At 57.8% G+C, this 21,082-nt stretch carries 19 protein-coding genes; 7 read left to right on the top strand and 12 right to left on the bottom strand.

Features of this window, described 5'->3' with window-relative positions:
• Positions 1 to 46 precede the first annotated feature (46 nt).
• From QLG07_RS06375 to QLG07_RS06365, 3 genes are read right to left on the bottom strand one after another with little or no spacing between them, the layout of a single operon-like run.
• Entirely contained in the window at positions 47 to 1,084 is a 1,038-nt protein-coding gene (locus QLG07_RS06375; protein ID WP_282468792.1) for a HipA domain-containing protein, read from the bottom strand.
• Positions 1,081 to 1,395, bottom strand: a complete 315-nt coding sequence (locus QLG07_RS06370) for a HipA N-terminal domain-containing protein (protein WP_187497304.1) — start codon at positions 1,393 to 1,395, stop codon at positions 1,081 to 1,083. The genes QLG07_RS06375 and QLG07_RS06370 overlap by 4 nt, the downstream gene beginning before the upstream one ends.
• Entirely contained in the window at positions 1,380 to 1,706 is a 327-nt protein-coding gene (locus QLG07_RS06365; protein WP_133622475.1) for a helix-turn-helix domain-containing protein, read from the bottom strand. The genes QLG07_RS06370 and QLG07_RS06365 overlap by 16 nt, the downstream gene beginning before the upstream one ends.
• A gap of 298 nt (positions 1,707 to 2,004) precedes the next feature.
• On the opposite strand from QLG07_RS06365, the gene QLG07_RS06360 reads away from it, so the two are divergent.
• A complete protein-coding gene (locus QLG07_RS06360; protein ID WP_048917789.1) occupies positions 2,005 to 2,826 on the top strand; it encodes an alpha/beta hydrolase in 822 nt (273 codons plus the stop codon).
• Between the two features lie 176 nt (positions 2,827 to 3,002).
• Here QLG07_RS06360 and QLG07_RS06355 read toward each other — a convergent pair whose 3' ends face one another.
• The 4 genes from QLG07_RS06355 to QLG07_RS06340 all read right to left on the bottom strand — a co-directional run bounded on the left by QLG07_RS06355 (position 3,003) and on the right by QLG07_RS06340 (position 6,929).
• Positions 3,003 to 3,902 (bottom strand): alpha/beta hydrolase, encoded by a 900-nt coding sequence (locus tag QLG07_RS06355; protein WP_166643143.1) that lies wholly within the window; start codon positions 3,900 to 3,902, stop codon positions 3,003 to 3,005.
• A 188-nt stretch (positions 3,903 to 4,090) separates the two neighbouring features.
• A complete protein-coding gene (locus tag QLG07_RS06350; RefSeq protein WP_191150266.1) occupies positions 4,091 to 5,014 on the bottom strand; it encodes a sugar ABC transporter substrate-binding protein in 924 nt (307 codons plus the stop codon).
• 110 nt (positions 5,015 to 5,124) lie between these two features.
• Positions 5,125 to 5,904 carry a TIM barrel protein gene (locus QLG07_RS06345; protein ID WP_282468791.1) on the bottom strand — a complete coding sequence of 260 codons (780 nt, stop codon included), beginning with the start codon at positions 5,902 to 5,904 and terminating at the stop codon, positions 5,125 to 5,127.
• Between the two features lie 2 nt (positions 5,905 to 5,906).
• Entirely contained in the window at positions 5,907 to 6,929 is a 1,023-nt protein-coding gene (locus QLG07_RS06340) for a Gfo/Idh/MocA family oxidoreductase (protein WP_282468790.1), read from the bottom strand.
• 188 nt (positions 6,930 to 7,117) lie between these two features.
• On the opposite strand from QLG07_RS06340, the gene QLG07_RS06335 reads away from it, so the two are divergent.
• Positions 7,118 to 9,091, top strand: a complete 1,974-nt coding sequence (locus tag QLG07_RS06335) for a sigma 54-interacting transcriptional regulator (protein WP_282468789.1) — start codon at positions 7,118 to 7,120, stop codon at positions 9,089 to 9,091.
• A 160-nt stretch (positions 9,092 to 9,251) separates the two neighbouring features.
• On the top strand, positions 9,252 to 9,923 hold the full coding sequence (locus QLG07_RS06330; protein WP_048917795.1) for a TerC family protein: 672 nt from the start codon (positions 9,252 to 9,254) through the stop codon (positions 9,921 to 9,923).
• A gap of 132 nt (positions 9,924 to 10,055) precedes the next feature.
• Here the strand turns inward: QLG07_RS06330 and QLG07_RS06325 are convergent, their stop codons facing one another.
• The 3 genes from QLG07_RS06325 to QLG07_RS06315 all read right to left on the bottom strand — a co-directional run bounded on the left by QLG07_RS06325 (position 10,056) and on the right by QLG07_RS06315 (position 11,214).
• On the bottom strand, positions 10,056 to 10,553 hold the full coding sequence (locus tag QLG07_RS06325) for a TIGR00645 family protein (protein ID WP_048917796.1): 498 nt from the start codon (positions 10,551 to 10,553) through the stop codon (positions 10,056 to 10,058).
• Between the two features lie 105 nt (positions 10,554 to 10,658).
• On the bottom strand, positions 10,659 to 10,868 hold the full coding sequence (locus QLG07_RS06320) for a hypothetical protein (protein WP_048917797.1): 210 nt from the start codon (positions 10,866 to 10,868) through the stop codon (positions 10,659 to 10,661).
• A 13-nt stretch (positions 10,869 to 10,881) separates the two neighbouring features.
• Entirely contained in the window at positions 10,882 to 11,214 is a 333-nt protein-coding gene (locus tag QLG07_RS06315) for a helix-turn-helix domain-containing protein (RefSeq protein WP_048917798.1), read from the bottom strand.
• Positions 11,215 to 11,493: 279 nt separating this feature from the next.
• On the opposite strand from QLG07_RS06315, the gene QLG07_RS06310 reads away from it, so the two are divergent.
• Positions 11,494 to 12,402 (top strand): LysR family transcriptional regulator, encoded by a 909-nt coding sequence (locus QLG07_RS06310; protein WP_099753337.1) that lies wholly within the window; start codon positions 11,494 to 11,496, stop codon positions 12,400 to 12,402.
• On the opposite strand, the gene QLG07_RS06305 is transcribed toward QLG07_RS06310, so the two are convergent.
• A complete protein-coding gene (locus QLG07_RS06305) occupies positions 12,399 to 13,304 on the bottom strand; it encodes a siderophore-interacting protein (RefSeq protein ID WP_133622469.1) in 906 nt (301 codons plus the stop codon). The two genes, QLG07_RS06310 and QLG07_RS06305, sit on opposite strands and share 4 nt — an antisense overlap.
• A 187-nt stretch (positions 13,305 to 13,491) precedes the next feature.
• On the opposite strand from QLG07_RS06305, the gene QLG07_RS06300 reads away from it, so the two are divergent.
• The 3 genes from QLG07_RS06300 (at position 13,492) to QLG07_RS06290 (ending at position 18,829) form a co-directional block, all read left to right on the top strand.
• The gene (locus QLG07_RS06300) at positions 13,492 to 14,619 is read left to right on the top strand and encodes a GNAT family N-acetyltransferase (RefSeq protein WP_282468788.1); all 1,128 of its coding nucleotides are present in this window, start codon (positions 13,492 to 13,494) and stop codon (positions 14,617 to 14,619) included.
• Positions 14,620 to 14,797: 178 nt separating this feature from the next.
• Positions 14,798 to 16,720, top strand: a complete 1,923-nt coding sequence (locus tag QLG07_RS06295) for a hypothetical protein (protein ID WP_282468787.1) — start codon at positions 14,798 to 14,800, stop codon at positions 16,718 to 16,720.
• A gap of 300 nt (positions 16,721 to 17,020) precedes the next feature.
• Positions 17,021 to 18,829 (top strand): hypothetical protein, encoded by a 1,809-nt coding sequence (locus QLG07_RS06290; protein WP_282468786.1) that lies wholly within the window; start codon positions 17,021 to 17,023, stop codon positions 18,827 to 18,829.
• Between the two features lie 189 nt (positions 18,830 to 19,018).
• Here QLG07_RS06290 and QLG07_RS06285 read toward each other — a convergent pair whose 3' ends face one another.
• Positions 19,019 to 20,851 carry an ABC transporter ATP-binding protein gene (locus tag QLG07_RS06285; protein WP_282468785.1) on the bottom strand — a complete coding sequence of 611 codons (1,833 nt, stop codon included), beginning with the start codon at positions 20,849 to 20,851 and terminating at the stop codon, positions 19,019 to 19,021.
• Between the last annotated feature and the right edge of the window lie 231 nt (positions 20,852 to 21,082).

Below are 21,082 nucleotides of genomic sequence, written 5' to 3'. Positions count from 1 at the left end.
AGTATTGAGTAAGGTGTGTAGGGGTCAGGCACGCCTGACCCGCTACTTACAGCGCTGGCTCATCCACTATTTGCAGGCGTCTCAGGCGTTGGCGATAACACTGCAACACGGCGGCCAGCGCTTCTGGCTGCATAAATGATTCGTTATAGGTCGTTTCCACCTGCTGCTGCTCTTTCAGCAAGTTAGCGAGCAGTGCAACCACCAGCTTGCGGCTCAGCCCCATAATCAGCCCGAGCGTCAGGAAATCCATCCCGAGATACTCTCCATACTGGGTGGTGAATCCAGCCGCCAGCTCTCTGCCGCCCTCTTCACAGGCCAGCAGAGGCAGTGCCAGATAGCTGCTTTGAAAATAAGCAGAGAAAGGCGCCACCGAGACAAAATCATACAGAGGCGACAACTGTGGCGCAGCGCCACGCGGATGCAGCAGGCCAAAGTTGCGCAGATGCATGTCGTTATTGCCCAGTAGATAAGCATAAATAATGCGCCGCAGCAGGTCGATTTTAAACGCCAGGTTATCGTTGACGTGCTGAATGAGGAACTGCGCGATCTGCTGATAGCTTACCCACGGAAGACCGTCATCGCGGTTTTTCCCGTACTTTTCACCAACGTTCATCGCCGCATCCAGCGGCTCCTGATGCAGTGCATGACCCTCTCTGTCGCGATCAAAACGACGGATAACGAAAGCATATTCAATGTCATCATCCGGGTGTTCAGGCCGGAAGGGCAGCAGTCCGTGCGCAGGTACGTCGAATCCGAGGCGTGCCATCAAGGTCATGGTGGCATGTTCATTTTCAGCCAGATGGGGAAACTCAACGGGTGATGGCTTAAGGATGTAGTCGCCCTGATAGCCCACCACGGCAAAGTCGCGCTGCCGCAATACCAGCTGCAGTTTCGGCTGGTAACCCGAGATACTCATACCCCGCTGCTGCTGCGGCAACTGCTGTACGAACTGCGTCCGGGTAAAGCCCAGACAGGGCTCAACGCGCGCGCTGCCTGTCAGTTTTTTCATCCCCCTGGTTGAATAGCCTGAGGTCTGTTCTGCCTCCGACTCCAGCCGGGTCAGCAGGATTCGACACCGATTCATGATGTTTCCTCAGCGCTGATGCGTACCGCGCCAATCAGGTTCTCACCGTTATGCAGCAGCATGCCGAGCAGATCCTGCTCATCAATTTTTTGTAGCTGGCTGTAGCGCATTTTCAGCCAGCCCTCCGGGGCCAAAGAAACAAAAAACGGGTGCAGCGTGGTGCTGGGGAATCTTCCTTTACTCACCGGCAGGCTGAGTGACAGTGCCGGGCCAAAATAATCCGGACGATAGGCAAACAGGTAGCCGTTGTCTTCCTGAGAAAGCACGCCGACGGCCTCATCGTACAGCCACACCGTTAAACGACGGCGCACAGTGACACTCCCAGCGCGGCAGCTACCGCATAGACACTGCCAAACTTCACTTGCTCAGGATCTTTAAACAGGCGCTTGAGAGTCGAGGCTGAGATCCCGGTTTGCAACTCCAGCGTAGCAATATCCAGGCCCAGCGCTTTACGCCTCTCATTCAGCTGCGCTCCCAGCGCCGCAAGCGATGTAATTTTATGCTGAGCCAGCTGCGAAAGCTGATCCTGCTCTGCCTGCTGCAACTCCTGTTTAAGCTCATTGAGCTGCGTGGCGATGGTTTGCAGCTTCAAGGAGATAACAAAGGGTTTCTCATGGCTCATATTTGACCCTTAAAAATTGAAGACTTAATAATATATCTCAATATTAGTCTATCGCGCGTGCCATATGTCACTTATGAGCTTTAAATGTATAAATAGATAAAAAAAAGGCCTTATACGAACGCATAAAGTCAGTAGTTAACTCCTGGAACCGCCGGGGCTTTGTGCACCAGCCTGTAGGCATAATTGGCGGCCATGCCGTGTACCCGGCAGTGCTTCAAAATTGTTGCCTTGTCACTATACTTTTTAGGGGAGTCACGATAGCGACTACTTCACCACATTCACCCTTTGAGGAGACAGAATGAGCACATTTAACACGGCTGACGGCACGCAAATTTATTTCAAAGACTGGGGCACGGGCAAGCCGGTCCTGTTCAGCCACGGCTGGCCGCTGGATGCCGATATGTGGGACAGCCAGATGAATTTCCTTGCCGAGCGCGGCTACCGCGTTATCGCCTTTGACCGCCGTGGCTTTGGCCGTTCCGATCAGCCGTGGGAAGGCTATGACTACGATACCTTTGCTTCGGATATCAACGACCTGATCACCCACCTCGACCTGCACGACGTCACGCTGGTCGGTTTCTCAATGGGCGGCGGCGACGTGTCGCGCTATATCGGCAACTACGGCAGCGAACGCATCGCCGCGCTGGTGCTGCTGGGGGCGGTCACGCCGATCTTCGGTAAAACAGCCGATCATCCGGAAGGGGTGGAAAAGGCCGTATTTGACGGTATTCGCGACGGGTTACGGCAGGATCGGGCGCAGTTTATCAAAGATTTCGCCACGCCGTTTTACGGCATTAATGCCGGGCAAACCGTCTCCGATGGCGTGCTAACGCAGACGCTGAATATCGCGCTGCTGGCCTCGTTGAAAGGCACCATCGACTGCGTGACCGCCTTTGCCGAGACCGATTTCCGCGCGGATATCGCAAAAGTGAACGTGCCGACGCTGGTGATCCACGGCAGCAACGACCAGATTGTGCCGTTCGAAGCCACCGGCAAGCTGGCCGCAGAGATGATCACAGGCGCCGAGCTGAAAGTGTATGACAACGCCCCGCACGGCTTCGCCGTTACCCACCAGGAGCAGTTGAATCAGGACCTGCTGGCGTTTCTGCAACAGATTTAATCTGACGTCACGGGGCGACCGGAAAAAATGGTCTACATCCCGTGCGGCGGAAATCCTCGGCACGGGGCGACCGGAAAAATGGCCTTCATCTCGTGCGGCGGAAATCCTCGGCACGGGGCGACCGGAAAAAAGGGTCGCCCCCTACGGGATTTGTAGGGGTTGACCCTCTTTTTCGGTCAACCCGCACGCGCCGCCAGCCACACCGCGTAGGCTTCATCCCAGATCGCCGCCGGAGTGCCCGCTTTACCCAGACCAAAACCGTGCCCGCCCTGTGAAATACGGATCATCTGCACCGGAACCCCGGCCTTGCGGCAGGTATCGTGCATGATCACGCTATTTTCCGGGTTCGAGGTGCGGTCATCCTCCGCCTGGGCGAGAAACGTGGGGGGATAGGCGCGCGTAACGTAGTTTTGCACCGACCAGTTTGCTTCTTCCGCCGGGGACGGATTTTTGCCCACCATCGACAGATGCGTATTGGTATGGGTATATGGCGGTTCGAGGGTGATCACCGGATAGATAAGCCCGACGCTGTCGACCTTCGGCACGATCTGGTCGAGGCTATCCTGCGGCGCATAGGACGCGAAATCAGGCCGCGCGGCCGCCATGCCGAACAGATGCCCGCCGGCAGAAAAGCCGAGCAGATGCACGTGCGGCTCCATTGAGCGCACCAGGCGGATCGCACGCTGCGCGTCCTGCAACGGTGCCAGATTACCGGCCTGCCAGTGTTCGCCGGGCAGCCGATAGCTCAGCACATACGCGGTAAAGCCTTTGCTGGTGAGCCAGCGCGCCACCGGCCAGCCCTCGCGCCCCATGCCAATCCAGCGATAGCCGCCGCCCGCGGCAATCAGTACCGCTTTGCCATTGGGGTTCTCCGGCAGAAAGCGCTGGATCCCCGGGCTGACGATATTGGACCACGAGCCGTTAGCGGAAATACGCAATGCTCCGCTCGGACCGCCACCGCCCGGGGGTTCGTCGGGCCACAGCGGATAGAAGTCCTGGCGGGCAAACAATTTATCGGTGCTCATGGCAAGCATAAACGCGCCACTCCCCAGCAATAACCGGCGGCGACTAATCATCGGGCATGTCCAGAATTCTCAACAGAAAACAGGGTAATGGATGTTGAGCGGCAAGCAGGCGCACTCAGTGGCGAAATAATATGCACTACGCCTAAAAATTGCTACAGGCGTCACACTTTTTTCAGCTGTTACGGGAAGAAAAAACGGAATGCGATAGATGCGGGTCCTGGGATCGGGACCCGCGGGCGTTACTTAACGTTTTTGGCACTAAACTCGGCGTAGTTTTCTTGCGTGACCACCTGATAGGGGATCCACATAAACTTATCGGCGTTTTTACCGTCCAGCACCTGCTTCGCCATCGTCACCGCCCCTTTGCCCTGCCCGGCGGCATCCTGGAATACGGTTAACGCCAGCTTGCCGCTCTTAATAAACTGCAGCGCATCCGGGGTGCCGTCGATACCGGCGACAAGAATATCTTTTTTACCGCTCTGGTTAAGCGCCATAATCGCGCCGATGGCCATTTCGTCGTTATTGGCGGCTATCGCGTCAATTTTATCGCCGGACAGCAGCCAGCTGGAGGTGACATCAACGGCTTCGTTACGCATCCACTGGGCGGACTGCTTTTCCACCACTTTCATCTCTTTGTATTTGGCAATGACCTCTTCGGTCGCCTTAGTACGCTGGCGCGCCTCTTCCGCCGACAGCGCGCCCATCAGAATTGCGACATTGCCCTTGTAGTTCATTCTTTTTGCCAGCGCTTCCATCTCCATGCGCCCGCCGAGCAGCGAGTCAGAGCCGACGTAGGCCATTTTACCGCTCAGTTCGACTTCCGGCTTGCGGTTGACGAAGATCAGCGGAATATTGGCGCGTTTTGCCGCGTCCATCATTGGCTTAACGCCCTGGGTATCCACCGGATTGAGGATAATCGCGTCCACGCCCTGGTTGATGAAGTTTTCGACCTGCTGCACCTGCACGGCCACATCGCCTTTGGCATCCTCAAACTGCCCCTGAATCTGCTCTTTCTCCATCTCTTTCGCCATCTGGGTACGCAGGATGGAGATAAAGTTAAGGTCAAAGTTGGCCAGCGCCACGCCGATACGCAGATCTTTCGCCTGGGAAGCGGGGGCGACGGCAAGCGCCAGAATCAACAATCCGCTCTTTTTCATATTCATCATATAATTCCTGTAGCTAGAGGTAAGTTATTATTTTTTATGCATTAACCGACATCAAAGCGACTGCGCCGGGCCTAAAAAAAGCGGCCTGGGCTGGCCGCATCGCTGTTTCATGACTCAAAGTGCGCTTTAAAACGTGCCAGGGCCTCTTCACTCTCCCCGGATGCCCATCCCTCCAGCGCAATCACCCCCCGATAGTTCATCGCCCGCAGCGCTTTGGCGATGGCGCGATAGTTAATCTCGCCGCTGCCCGGCTCACAGCGCCCCGGCACGTCCGCCACCTGAATTTCGCCAATGGCGTTGCCGCTGCGCTGTATCAGCGCGATCAGATTGCCTTCGCCGATCTGCGCGTGATACAAGTCGAGATTCATCTTCAGATACGGGCTGTTGACCGCCTCCACCAGCGCCAGCGTGTCGGCGGCGCGGGCAAACGGCGTGCCCGGATGGTCGACGGCAAGATTGAGGTTCTCCAGCGTGAACACCCTGCCCGCTTTCTCGCCGAGTGCCGCCAGCTTCTCCAGCGTGCGCACCGCTTTTACCCACATCTCCCCGGTCACCACCTCCACCGGCTTGACCGGCAGGCCCCGGTTATCCAGCCCGGTGCCGTGCAGGTTCAGGCTCGGGCAGTTGAGCCGCGCCGCCACCGCCAGCGACGCTTCAGCGCTGCTCAGCAGTGCCTCGATCTCTGCATCGTCCGTCAGGTTGCCCGACAGGTAACCGGTCATCGAGGTAAAGGTCGCGCCCGTTGCCGCCAGCGCGTCAATGTCTTTGTTGTTCCAGTGCCAGATCTCCACGGCGAAACCCAGCTGGTGAATGCGCTGCACGCGTTCAATAAACGGCAAATTAAGAAAAACCATTTCGGCCGAAACCGACAGACGATAGTCCGCCATTGTCATACCCCTCTTAGCTGAACAGGTTTACCCTGCTGGACTGAAGCGATGCAGGCCAGCGCCACTTGCAGCGCGTTACGCGCGTCTTCACCGCTGGCACGCGGGGTCTCACCCGTGGCGGCACAGCGCACAAACTCGGTCAGCTCGGCGATATAGGCCTCGGCCAGCAGGTCGGTATCCTGGCGCGAGGTGTCGATGGAGATCCCCGCGGCGCCGTAGCGCACGCAGTTATTCACGTTGATATTGCCCATCTGCAGCATGCCGCTGCTGCCGAACACCTCGGCGCGTACGTCATAGCCGTAAACCGCCTGGAAGCTGGCGTCGGCCACCGCGATGGCCCCGTTATCAAAGCGGATGGTGACCACGGAGGTATCCAGCAGCCCCTTATCTTTAAAATCCGGGCGCACCAGCGCGTCGGCGATGGCGTAAACTTCCACCGCTTTCGCGCCGGGGTTGCAGTGCAGCAGCATGTCAAAATCGTGGATCAGCGTTTCCAGATAAATGGTCCAGGGCGGGATGCCGCTGGGGTCGCGCAGCGGGGCCGGGTCGCGGGTCAGCGAACGGATCAGCTGCGGGGAGCCGATATCTCCGGCCTTGATCTCGGCCAGCGCCGCAGCAAAGCCGCGGGCAAAACGGCGGTTGAAGCCGACCTGCAGCACCACACCTGCCTGTTTTGCCGCATTGATGGCGTGGTCAGCCTCTTCCAGCGTGATAGCCATCGGCTTTTCGCAGAACACATGTTTACCGGCGCGCGCTGCCGCCGCGACCAGCTGCGCGTGGGTCCGCGCCGGAGTGGCAATCAGCACCGCATCAATCTCCGGGTCGTCGAGCATCGCCTGCGGTTCACTGTAATACTTGCCCGCGCCAAGCTGCCCTGCCAGGCGTTGAGCCGCCCCTGCAACCGGGTCCGCCACCGCCGCCAGTACCGCTCCCGGCACCTTCTGCGCCAGCGAAGCGGCATGGAAGCTCCCCATGCGCCCGGCGCCAATTAATCCCACTCGTACGCTGTTATCTGTTGCTGACATCGTGATTTCCCTCTGGTTGGTTCGCCTGCTGATGCGGCTTTAACAGACATAAGCAAACGCTATGCCAGAGTGCAGAGTCCCGCGCTGCGCGCGTTTCTCTGTTCGCCTCGCTCACAGAATGAACATAAAAAAAACATGTCAACTTTACATGTCGATAAAATGGACATTCCAATAGCGGGGAGAACACGATGAATCGACCAGAACTCGTCGGCGTCATTCAGGCTGAATATGATGGCAAGATGAGCCTGCCGGAAGGAAAGGAGGCCAGCCGCTGGGACAGCCTGCTGGAGCAGGCATGGCAGGATTTTAATCACGGTGAGCAGCCGGAATTCCTGCGCCCTGAGGTGCTGCGCTCCTGGCAGAGCAGCCGCGCCGCTGGAATTCATCCCGCGCACTTCGCCTACCGCTCTCCCCCGGAGGCGAAGCTGAAGCAGATCCTGGCGGAGAACGGGGAACTGATCGCGGTGGCGGGCAGCATTATGGAAAATCTGCTGGCGTATAACCCGGACGGCCACATTAATCTGACCGATGCGCAGGGCGTGACGCTCTCCTGCTGCGGGCGCGATCTCACCCCGGTCGGCAGCATCCTGCGCGAGTCTGAGCTTGGCACTAACTGTACCGGCCGCTGCCTGGAGCAGCAGCGGTTGGTCTATCTGCTGAGCGGCGAAAACTGGAAAATCGCCCTGCGCGAGCGCCATCTGCAGTGCGCCGCCGCCCCGATCCGCGATGCCGAAGGCCGCATGATCGGAGTGCTGACGCTGACCGCCAGCCAGGATAACTTTCACTATCACACCCTCGGCACCGTGCAGGCCGCCGCCGAAGCGGTTGGACAGCAGCTGATCCTGCGCGCGCTGCTGGCGGAGCAGAAGTCGATCCTCGAAACGCTTAACGAAGGGGTGATCGTGCTGGATCGGCGCGGGACGATCAAAACCATTAACCGCTATGCGCGCCAGATCTTCCACCGCGGGGTGCGCGCCGGGCAGCCGGTGGATGAGGTGCTTAACCCGGAGAATGCCCGCCTCGCCAGCATGACCTTCTGCAATGACCGCGAGCTGGTGTTTGTGCCGGCAGACAATCAGCGCGTCTCCTGCCTGGTGTCGGTGATGCCCGCACCGGGCGGCGGCAGGGTGATCGCCCTGCGGGAGAACCAGCGCATCCGGGCAATTACCCGCCGGGTGATGGGCACCAGCGCCAGCTACACCTTCGAGATGCTGTGCGGCAGCGCCCCGGCGCTACAGGCGGCGATGGATAAAGCGCGCAGCTGCTGCCGCAGCGACAGCACGGTACTGCTGACCGGCGAAAGCGGCACCGGCAAAGAGCTGTTTGCTCAGGCTATCCACAACGACAGCCCGCGCAGCGGTGAGTCGTTCATCGCCGTTAACTGCGGCGCGCTGCCGCGGGACCTGGTGCAGAGCGAGCTGTTTGGCTATGCCGACGGTGCATTTACCGGCTCGCGCCGCGGCGGTGCCGCCGGCAAGTTTGAACTGGCGGAGGGCGGTACGCTGTTCCTCGATGAGATTGGCGATATGCCGCTGGAGGCTCAGACCAGCCTGCTGCGCGTGCTGCAGGAGAGTGAAGTGGTGCGCATCGGCGCGTCGCAGCCGATCGGGGTCAACGTGCGTATTATTGCCGCCACCAACTGCAACCTGATCAACGCGGTGGAGAGCGGCGCGTTCCGCCGCGACCTTTACTATCGGCTGAATGTGATTTCGATTGCGATCCCGGCCCTGCGCGAGCGCAGCAGCGATATTCCGGCGCTGACCGAGTGGTTCCGCGAGAAAGTCTGCACCCAGCTGAAAAAGGTCAACGTGCAGTTCACCGCCGGGGCGATGGACGCCCTGACCCGCTACGACTGGCCAGGCAACGTGCGCGAGCTGGAAAATATTATTGAGCGGGTGATCAATATGAACAATGGGCTGTTTATTGACGTGCAGGACCTGCCGGATGAGGTGACGCAGCGCGCGCAGCCGGGCAGTGCCAGCCGTCATGAACCGCAGCCGGCGGCCAGGCTCGACGCCCACGAGCGGGCGCATATCATCACCACGCTCGACTCGCTGAACGGCAACCTGCGCCAGGCGGCTCAGTTAATGGGGCTGTCACGTACCGGATTATATAATAAACTCAAGAAGTACCAGATTAGCGCCGATGAGTTCCGCCGCTGACCTTTATCATACCCAAAATAATTCAGGTTGCAGGAAGGCGGCAAAGCTGTGAGTCCCCAGGAGCATAGATAGCTATGTGACTGGGGTGAACGGCTGTAGCCAACGCACCTGCAGCTTGAAGTATGAAGGGTATATTTCCCTGTAAATTGACTGAGTGCTTATGTGGTTTGAACATTTCGATATTGCCATCATCCTGCTGCAAATCGTGCTAATTGACCTGCTGCTGGGCGGCGATAATGCCGTGGTGATTGCCATGGCCTGCCGCAAGCTGCCGCCGCAGATGCAAAAGAAGGCGATTATCCTCGGCACGCTGGGGGCGATTGTTGCCAGGGTGATTCTGCTAGTGATTGCCGTGCAGCTGCTGGCGGTGCCGTGGCTGAAGATTGTCGGCGCGCTGCTGCTGCTGTGGATTGGCTTTAAGCTGGTGGCGAACGAAGAAGAGGAAGCGCACGTCGCCAGCGACAGCCGCCTGTGGAAAACCGTGCTGACCATTACCATGGCCGATGTGGTGATGTCGCTGGATAACGTGCTGGCGGTGGCCGCAGCGGGTAAGGGCAATGTCTGGCTGGTGTCGTTCGGCGTGCTGATCAGCATCCCGATTATCGTGATGGGCAGTAAGCTGGTGCTGACGCTGCTGGGGCGTTTCCCGTTTATCGTCATCGTCGGCGGCGCGCTGATTGGCTGGATAGCCGGCACCATGCTGGTGAGTGACCCGGCGGCGCTACGCTATACTGCGGCTATCCCTTATATCCACTGGATTGCCGGTGCGGTGGGCGCCCTGCTGGTTGTGGCGTTCGGCGCCGTCAGCAACCGACGCCGGGCAATGTCGTAGGGGGCGACCCGTGCCGATGGTTGGCACCGTGCTAGCGGGCTGACCGAAACAGAGGGTCAGCCCCTACAAATGCCGGGGCAACCCGTGCCGATCACAAATGCCGGGGCGACCGGTGCCGATCGGCGAATAGCGTTAAATTTTCTCTTTGCGCGACATACTGTCCAGGTAACCCATCACAAACGCCGACAGCACGAAGGTCAGGTGGATAATCACATACCACATCAGCTTGTTATCCGGGATATTTTTCGCATCCATAAACACCCGCAGCAGGTGAATGGATGAAATCGCCACAATCGAGGCCGCCACTTTGTTCTTCAGCGAGCCGGAATCCATCTTGCCCAGCCAGTTAAGCTTCTCTTTGTGCTCGCCAATATCCAGCTTCGACACAAAGTTCTCATAGCCGGACAGCATCACCATCACCAGCAGGCCGCCGACCAGCGTCATGTCGATCATCGAAAGCAGCACCAGCACCATGTCATTTTCCGACATCTCCAGCACGTGCGGCAGCAGGTGGAACAGCTCCTGGAAAAACTTAATGGCGAGCGCCACCAATCCCAGCGACAGCCCGAGGTAAATCGGTGCCAGCAGCCAGCGCGCAGAGTAAATCAGGTTTTCGACGAAACGTTCCATAGCATCCAGTTCGCAATTCAACAGGGCGCACAGTATAGCCGATGCAGTATGAACTTTTTCAAGACGCGCGCTGATAAACAGCGGAATTTAAGCGATTTTACGTTCTCAGGAGCGTGACGCCTGCCCTTCCTGCACGTCGTCAGGGGGCAGCAGGTCGTTAATCGGGCGCATCACCTTTTGCAGCTGGCGCTCGTAGCTGAAAGGCGTGTCGGCCTGGGTGCTGGCCGCTGAGTGGTTGATCCCTTCGGCGGCCTGAGCGGTGGCACAAGCGCTGAACAGCGCGACGACGATGGCTGATTTAACAAACTGTTGCATGATTTTCCCGAACTTAATGGTACTGACGGTGCTGGATACGGTAATCGCGCGGGGTCACGTTGAAGTGCTTTTTAAACACCCGCTGGAAACACTGCTGGGATGAGAAACCGAGATCCATCGAAATGGTCATAATGCTTTTGGTCGAGCTGACCAGACACTGCGCGGCCTGGTCGAGGCGGCGGCTGCGAATAAACGTCGCCAGGGTAATGCCTTTCTGCTCTTTAAATGCCCGCTGCAAATGCCACTTTGAGTAGCCAGATTTCGCCGCGACCGCCTCAATGTTGAGGCCCTCTTCCAGGTGATCGTCAATCCAGTCAACGATGACGTCGACAATTTCATGTTTCATTATGGATACTCCGCGATGATAGGCGACAGAAAGCGCCCACTCCTGCCTTACCCCTCATACTTCAAGCCGCAGGTGCGTTGGCTATAGCCGCCTGCCTGCACGCGAATTATTTTGGGTAAAACGGAACAACAAGTTAGTTATTTTATTGATTTATATGTTTTTTATAGCGATATGAAAAAAATGAAAGAACATATCAAATAATTATGGAAGGGATATTAGGTGAAGGATTAAAATAGTTCAAATAGATAATATGAATCTCCAATTATAGGATTCAACTATATGTCAGCCATGATGGATCTCAACCTGGTGCGGGTGTTTATCGCCATCTTTGAAACGCAAAGCGTCAGCGCCGCCGCTAACAGACTGTTTATCACCCAGCCCTCGGCCAGCTACGCGCTAGCCCGGCTGCGGGATGAAACGGGAAATGAGCTGTTTAAGCGCAGCCGCAAGGGGATGCTGCCCACCCCGGTCGCCAGCCAGCTCTATGCGGTATTTAAGAAGTCGCTGAGCGGGATAGAAAAAGCGGTGGCGGATACCCGTAGCTTCACCCCGGAAACATCTTTTCACAAATTCACCCTCGCGCTGTCCGATCTCGGGGAGCTGCTGCTGCTGCCACGGCTGGTAAAGCACCTGCGTGAAATTGCGCCCAACGTGCGCCTTGAAGTGATCCCCGTCGAGATGCGTAAGCTGGATGAGTGGCTGCTAACCGGGAAAATCGACGCGGCGCTGTGCAGCCGCAACGAAACGATTTCGCTGGCGCAGCGCGACCGCATTATGGATGAGCGCTATGTCTGCCTGCTCAACACGGCGCATCCGCGCATCGGCAACACGCTCTCCCTGCAGCGCTATCTGGAAGAACAGCACATTATCGTGTCAACCATCAGCGGGCATTACATGGTGGAGGAGCGCATCCGCGAGTACGGTTTTGAACGCAAAATCGCGCTGGAAGTGCCGCATTTTGCGGCGTTAGGCGAAGTGATTGCCGCCACCGAGCTGCTGGTGACGCTGCCGACCAGCGCGGCGAAGATTTACGTCGCGCGCGGCAACGGGCGCATTATCGAGCTGCCGTTTGAGCTGCCAAATCTGGAAGTTTACCTGTATGGCCATACCGAGATTGGCGATATCACCGCCAAAACCTGGTTCTACGACCTGCTGAAAAACGTCAGCCCGCAGCTGATGGTGCGCTAATCGTGGCGCATCGGGCCACGGCTCCAGTAAGCCATAAAGCTAATGCACTCCGGTGACAGGCCGCGTTCGCCAATCAGATAGCGACGCAGCTGCTTAACGGCGCTGGATTCGGCGGCCACCCAGCCGTGGAAGCGCTTGTCGCCGCTGTCGGCGCGATCCCAGAGGATATCGCCATCCTGCTCCTCATGCAGTTCGCCGCGCACCAGCGCACTTTCCGGCAGCTTAACCTGCTGCTTTACCGCGCTCAGCAGCGCTTCGCCGTGCGATGCCCCACTCTCTTCACGCGGCAGCCAGTGGACCTCGGCAAACCGATAGTGGCTGAGATCGACGCAGTCGCCGCGTTTCGGCATTTCAAGGAACAGCTGCAGCTGCGGCGGGTTCTGCCACCCGGCCAGCTGTTCAAGGATCGCCCTGGCCGCCGGCAGCGCGGTTTCATCCGCCACCACCAGCGCGCGCTCCACCTCCGGATGCGGGTCCCACTCATAGCCGCCGCTGCTGGTTGGACAAGCGCGGTTGGGCGCCACCAATTGCAGCGCCGCGCCCGGCTCGGCGTTTAGCGCCCAGGCAGACGCCGGGCCTTCGGTGCCGTGCATCACAAACTCCACCTCAACTTCACCCGCCCCGGCATTGAGGTGACGAAGAGTGTAGGTACGGGCAATCGGGCGCGTCTCCTGCGGCATCGCGCGCACTTTTTCCCACCAGGTCTTCTCGCCCTCATCGGTCAGCGTGGCAGGCGTGCCGTTGATCGACGGGAACAGCAGCTTGATGCGCTGGTCCGGCGCGTCCAACTTCATCTGGCGCACCTCGTCACCGCTGAACACACAGCGCAGCATCGAAGGAGAGAGTACCTGCTTGCGTGCCAGTACTACATTGAACAAGCGATAACCCTGAACATCCGCCATAAATCCGCCCTTAAACCGGTAAGCCGTGCGCGGCACAGCGCGCATAAGTTGCCCAAGAATAGCAAAGCCAAATGATAATGAGAATGAGTATGAGGTTCTTTACATGCAGCAGAAGCAGAGAAGCGATTGATCCGCGCAGGAAAAAGCGTCAGTTTAGGGGTTTGAGTTCTGCACGCGGAGTACGCCGATGTCCCTGACCCTTCTGACGCAGCTGGCCGATATCCCGGCCAGTCAGTGGGATGCCCTGACCCCGAATGCCCAGCCGTTTATGCGCCACGCCTTTTTATCGGCGCTGGAGGAGAGCGGCTCAGTCAACCGGGCCACGGGATGGCAGCCGCAGCATCTGCTGTGGTGCGAGGGGGATAAGGTGCTGGCGGCGATGCCCGGCTATGCCAAAACCCATTCGATGGGCGAATACGTCTTCGACCACGCGTGGGCCGAAGCCAGCCAGCGGGCACGTATTCCTTATTATCCCAAGTGGCTGTCGGCGGTGCCGTTCAGCCCGGTCAGCGGCGCGCGCCTGCTGGGGAATGAGCACGCGGGCGCCCGGCTGCTGCAGGCGCTGCCGCAGTTTCTTGAACAGCAGGCGCTGTACAGCGCGCATATCAACTTTAGCGATGCGCGCGTGCATCAGCATTTAGCCGGTGATGAACGCTGGCTGCCGCGCCTGGGCTGCCAGTACCACTGGCACAACCGCGGTTTTCGCGACTTTCAGGACTTCCTCGATCTGCTGACCTCACGCAAGCGCAAACAGCTGCGCAAAGAGCGCGAGCTGGTCGCCAGCCAGGGCGTGGAGTTTGCCTGGTATGAGGGCGCACAGCTGAGCGAGGCGCAGTGGGACTTTATCTACGACTGCTACGCCAACACCTACCTCGTACGCGGTCGCCAGCCCTATCTCACGCGGCTGTTCTTCAGCCTGCTGGCGCAAAGCATGCCCGCGGCCATCCGCGTCATCATTGCCAGCCAGCACGGCGACCCGGTGGCGATGGCCTTCAGCCTGGTGGATGGCGATACCTTATACGGCCGCTACTGGGGCTGTCTGGAGGAGTTCAACCGCCTGCACTTTGAAACCTGCTTCTGGCAGGGGATGGAGTACGCCATCGCCCACGGTTTGCAGCGCTTTGATGCCGGGGCGCAGGGCGAGCATAAGCTGATCCGCGGGTTTGAACCGGTCCTGACCGAGTCGTGGCATCGGCTGCGCCACCCCGGCCTGCACGATGCGGTAGCCGACTTTCTTCAGCAGGAGCGCGACGGCGTGCGCGCCTGGGCGGAAGAAGCGCGTTCAGCGCTGCCGTGGCGTCAGTCCCCGGCGTAAATAGAATCGTACTAAGGATAATCTGGTAATATTTTTTGCAGAATAAGAATAACGCCAGACTGGTGTCTTATTCTGCTGATTTATTTTATTAACGCTGGCCCTGCCATGATGCAAAAAACTTCCCGGAATATACTTTAGTGGATTGTATCCATTCACGTTATATTCACTGGGAAATAAGATGCCAGCTAAAAAACCTGCCAGTCCTGCCAGTAATGAAGCCGTCACTGCTGCCACCAGCGGAAACAGTCTGAAGGTTTATGACACCAGCGGCAAAGCAATAGAGTTTGGCAAAGTGGTGATGGAACTCACTTCAGCCACCGGCGGCAATAGTGCCGTCACCACCTGCCGCACCGTGGCCGACCTGCGCCAGACCGAACCTACCGCCGTTGGTGAGCTCGCGGTGGTTCTGGAGTACAGCGAAAATCATAAAATGGGCGGCGGGGTGTTTGTTTATGATATCAGCGATACCACCACGCCCGATGATAACGGCGTGAATTTCGTCACGGCTAAAGGGGCGCGCTGGAAGCGTGCACTGACCGATCACAACGCCCTGACCGTGGTGGATTTTGGCGCGCTGGCGGACGGTAAAACTGACTGTATCGATGCTGTAAAATATATGTGGGCCTGGTCAAAAAAATATAACCCGGAAATCGGCATTAAATTCCCTGCCGGGAAATTTATGATGTCAAAATTTGATATTTCTGACGTCACCCCGGAAACGCCTAAATTCCGCGTATCGGGCCAGACCGTGACCTTTGGCTATCTGCCTGCCACCACCCTGCTCTCCGATAGAAAAGATGGCGAGGTGATGTTTAAGGTTAAAGCGCGCTATACCGAGATCTCCAGCCTGATTATCGACGGCGAAAATAACAAAGCTAAAAATACTAAGGGGTTCTATCAGAATATCGTCGAAGCCGGCCAGTTCGTCCGCGTCTCCTGCGTGATGTTCTATAACATGGGCGGCAAATCCATCAGCATGCTCGACACGCTCGACTGTAAGATCGACCAGTGGTACGCCCGCGACTGCTATGACTCGGTTATCCACGCCACCTGGTCTGATAATCCCCAGGGGAAATGGGATCACATCACTGCCATTGAGCTGACCAACTTCAATATTCAGCGCAGTAAAGAAAAACCGGCGATCGACCTGCAGCGCTCCGGGCAGTCATTTATCTGGAATGGCTGGATTGAGCACTCGGACGATCCGGGCACCATTGCCAACGGCCACTGGACGATTAACGGGCTGAACATTGAAACCTGTAAAGCGCCGCTGAAGTGCCATTACAGCCGCATTATCAACCTGCAGCACAATGAACAAAATAATAAGGATGCCGAGGGCAAGGCCTTCACCGCTATGGATTTTTCCCAGAGCGGAGATCGTTGGGAGGCAATATCGCTCTATGAGCAGGGTGATGTGCGTATTGAAAACCACGGCGTCAGAATTAACGGCTCGCTGAATTATCAGTATCTGACCTCGCCCGACCGGATGTTTAACAGCGGCAACGATGAAAAATGGTTTTATGTCGGCGAGCTGCTGCTGACGCAAAACTCCTTCCAGGCGCATCTGCGCGTCATCGGCTCTGCCACCTTTACCAAGCAGGATGTCCCGCAGCTTGGCTTCAGTGAAAACACCGCCGAGGGCGCTGCGGATATCTTTATCCAAAAGGTCACGCGCGGGTTTATCTCCAGCTGGTCCGGCCAGGGAGCCAGCCCGGTGAAGCGGGTGATGTTGCAGGCGGGCAGCAGCAGCTCGCACACGAAGCTGTATGTGAAGCTGGCCAAGCTCTCTAACGTGGTCGCTCTGCTGGATACCAACGCCAACGACCGCTATACCGGTGGCGTGCACTTTATGTTTAACAAAGGCTACCGCGCCGCCACCCCGGAGGAGAGCGCCACGCTGGAAGCGGCGCTGACCGACACCAATGTCTATCACCAGCACTGGGTGGGTAATAACAGCGTGGGCTTTGGTTTTAATCATGACAACGAGCTGCTGCTGCAGGGCAAGACGCTGGCGAGCACCCAGACGGGTACGGCTAATAAGGTGCTGAAGGTCTACGTCAACGGCGTGGCTTACGGCCTTGAGCTGAAACCGTTAGTATAAGTGCGGGCGAGGCATGGCCCGCCTGATTCATCGAAGGGGTCGGGCATGCCCGCCCCGTTTACCCCCTGCTTCCCTCTTCCCGGCAGTGCCTGCCATGAGCAGAATCGTACTAAGGTTATTCTGGTAAATATTTAGGCAGCAATCAAAAATAATGAAACACAACAGTCTCATTTTAAGACTTAAGGCAAATATCTAGATTTTACCACTGCATTTAGCCTGGCCCTGCCGCATCGGCGATATTTTCCATGAATATACTTAAGTGGATTTTACCTGTACACCTTCCACTTTGCCGGGGGCCTTATGTCTGAGAATACCACCAGCTCTAACAATACCAATGGCACCATCCCTACCTCCATCATCACCTGTAAAACTCTGGAAGATCTGCGTACCACTGAGCCCACCGATATGGGCCAGATGGCAATGGTGCTGGAGTATAAAAAGGACTATAAAATGGGCGGCGGGCTGTTTGTTTACGATATGTTGGATACCACCACCCCGCACGACCACGGTGTCGTTATTCAGACCCCGGGTGGAAAAAGATGGAAGCGCGTGCTCACCGACTATAACGAAGTGACCGTGGTCCATTTTGGTGCGCTGGCCGACGGTAAAACCGACTGTAAACAGGCGGTAGAGTGGATGTGGAACTGGTCAAAGCGCGTTAACCCTACCCTCGGCGTTAAATTTCCCGCCGGCAAGTTTATGCTGTCAAAATTTGATATTTCCGCCGCAGAAGTTCCAAAATTCCGCGTGGCAGGGGAGCACGTTAACTTTGGTTACTACCCCTCAACAGAGTTAGTGTCAGATAAAAAGAATGACGTGATGTTCACCGTCAAAGCGCGCTATATGGAAGTCTCCAGCCTGATTATCGACGGCGAAAGTAAAGACGGCGCACGCAACACCAAAGGCTTCTTTAAAAACATTATTCCCGGCGGCCAGTTTGTACGCGTCACCAGCGTGATGTTTTACAACATGGGCGGCCGCTCGCTCGATCTGGTTGACACCCTCGACTGTAAAATTGACCAGTGGTACGCCCGCGACTGTACCGGCACCGTGGTTTACGGCCACTGGTCCGGTCAGGTACAGGGCAAATGGGACCATATCACCGCCATTGAGCTGTGCAACTTCAATATTCAGCGCAGTACCGGCCCGAATCCCGCCATCGATCTGCAGCGTGCCGGGCAGTCGGCAATCTACAATGGCTGGATCGAGCACACCGAATATCCCGGTAATATCGCCTACGGCCAGTGGACCATCGAAGCTTTCAACCTGGAGACCTGCCCGAACCCGATGCGCTGTTACCGTGCGCGCATCGTCAATCAGCAGTTTAACGTGCAGGCCGGTAAGGGCTTCGATTTTGACGATGCCACCGGTATTGAAGAGTGGCCGGAGATGTCCGTTTATGAGCAGGGGCATGTCGACATTGAAAGCCACGGGATTAAAATCACCGGCTCGCTGAATTACGATTATCTCACCACGCCGGGCAACGAGCGCATGGATAACCGCAGCGACAAGGAGAAGTGGTTTTACGTTGGGGAGCTGTTCTTCTCCCATAACACCACTCAGGCGCGCATTCGTATTGTCGGTACGGCGTTCTACAGCAGTATGCCGACCACCCAGATTGACGCCACGGAGCGCACCGCCGAAGGGGCCGCCGATATTTTCCTGCAAAAAACCGGCGACCAGAGCTATATCGCCACCTGGTCGGGTCAGGGCTCCTGCCCGGTCACGCGCGTGCTGCTGCAGCCGGGCAGTTCGGGTCAAAAAACCAGGCTGTACGTCAAGATTGCGGTGTATACCGGCTTCTGTAGCGCGCTGCTGGAGACCAACTCCCTCGACCGCTTCAGCGCCGGGGTGCACTTTATGTTTGATAAAGCTTACCGTGCCGCCACCGCCGCAGAGATTGCGGTACTGGATGCCGCACCGGATAGCGCTTTCCACCAGCACTGGCAGGGCCGCCCGGCAGTGGGCTACGGCTTTAATAACGACAATGAGCTGCTGATGCGCGGCAAGGTGCTGAATAATGACCAGTTTAATGCATCAACTAAGCATCTGAAGGTCTACGTCAACGGCGTGGCTTACGGGCTGGAACTGAAACCTTACAAAGGCTGATGGCCAGGGGCGAGGCATGCCTCGCCCCTACCGGTTGAATAAACATCGTAGGGGTCAGGCATGCCTGACCCGCGGTGACGGTATCAATCCGACGCTACAGCACCTTCGCCAGGAAACGCCGGGTGCGTGGGCGAGGCATGCCTCGCCCCTACGGGCTGATGTGCGGGTCGAGCGTAAAAAGGTCGCTCCTTACTCCTCGCCGACAAATCCGCCGGTCTGGTGCCGCCACAGGCGCGCATACAGGCCACCTTTCGCCAGCAGCTCGCTGTGGCTGCCGATCTCAACAATCCGTCCCTGCTCCAGCACCACCAGCCTGTCCATACGGGCAATGGTCGACAGGCGGTGGGCAATGGCGATCACCGTTTTACCGCCCATCAGCGTTTCCAGGCTCTCCTGAATCGCCGCTTCCACTTCGGAATCCAGCGCCGAGGTAGCCTCATCCATAATCAGGATCGGTGCATCCTTCAGCAGCACGCGTGCGATGGCGATACGCTGGCGCTGGCCGCCGGAGAGCTTCACGCCGCGCTCGCCAACGTGCGCGTCCAGCCCGGTGCGCCCCAGCGAATCCGACAGCAGCGGAATAAATTCGTCGGCTTTCGCCTGATGGATCGCCTGCATCAGCTCCTGCTGGGTCGCATTTGGGCGGCCGTACAGCAGGTTGTCGCGAATGGAGCGGTGCAGCAGCGAGGTATCCTGGGTGATCATGCCGATCTGCGCGCGCAGGCTCTCCTGGCTGACGTCGGCAATATTCTGGCCGTCAATCACAATGCGCCCGCCGTTGAGGTCATACAGGCGCAGCAGCAGGTTGACCAGCGTCGACTTCCCGGCGCCGGATGGGCCAATCAGACCGATTTTCTCACCGGGGCGAATGGTCAGCTGCAGATCATCAATCACCCGGCGCTCGCCGCCGTAGTTAAAGCGGATAGCGTCAAAGTGGATCTCGCCCTGATTGACCTTGAGCGCTGCGGCGTTGGCTTTATCGCGCACCTTGACCGGCTGCGCGATGGTCGACAGCCCGTCCTGCACCATGCCGATATTCTCGAAGATGCCGTTCACCACCCACATAATCCAGCCGGACATATTGACGATGCGGATCACCAGCCCGGTCGCCAGCGCAATCGCCCCGACGCTAAGCAGCGACTGCGTCCACAGCCACAGCGCCAGCCCGGTGGTACTGACGATCAGCAGGCCGTTCAGCGTGGTGATCACCACGTCCATATTGGTCACCATGCGTCCCTGGCTGCGGGTTTTCATCGTCTGGTCGTCAATCGCCTCGCGCGCGTGCTGGCGCTCCAAGTCGCTGTGGGCGAACAGCTTTAGCGTGGTGATATTGGTGTAGCCGTCGACGATGCAGCCCATCAGGCGCGAGCGCGAATCACTCGACGCCACCGAGCGCGCTTTAACGCGCGGCACAAAATAGCGCAGACACAGAACGTAGCCGATAATCCAGATAATCAGCGGAATCGTCAGCCGCCAGTCGGCTTCGGCAAACAGCACCAGCGTGGTGACGGCGTAGATCACCACGTGCCACAGTGCATCCACCGCCTGCACTGCCGAATCGCGCAGCGCGTTACCGGTCTGCATAATGCGCTGGGCGATGCGCCCGGCGAAGTCACTCTGGAAGAAGTTGAGGCTCTGACGCAGCACGTAGTTATGATGCTGCCAGCGGATCATACTGGTCATGCCGGGGTTGATGGTCTGGTGTACCAGCAGGTCGTGCAGGCCGATAAGCAGCGGGCGGAAGATGAGGGCCACCACCACCATCCACAGCAACTCGCCGCCGTGGTCGCTGAAGAAGGTGGCTGCCGGTCCGGCATTGACCAGGTCGATAATGCGGCTGAGGTAGCGGAACAGCGCCACTTCAATCAGTGACGCCACCAGGCCAATCACCAGCAGCAGCGCAAAACTCTGCCACACCTGGCGCAGATAAAAGCGATAGAACGCCCACAGACTATCCGGCGGCGTGTCGGCCGGGGCATCCCTGAAGATGTCGATCATCCTTTCAAAACGGCGATACAGCATAAAGCAGGCTCACTTATACGGCAGAAAACCTTCAGCTTAGTGCATTCCTGTGACGCGGGTCGACCGGAACAAATGGTCGACCCCTACGATTCGTGGCAACTTCAGCATCAATACGCGCTGACCGGAAAAAAAATCGCCCCCTGCGATTCGTGGCAACTTCAGCATCAATACGCGCTGACCGGAACAAATGGTCGACCCCTACGATTCGTGGCAACTTCAGCATCAATACGC

Origin of the sequence: Erwinia sp. V90_4, from assembly GCF_029967685.1 — a bacterium.
Lineage (GTDB): Bacteria > Pseudomonadota > Gammaproteobacteria > Enterobacterales > Enterobacteriaceae > Erwinia > Erwinia aphidicola.
This window is presented reverse-complemented; position numbering and strand designations above follow the sequence as displayed.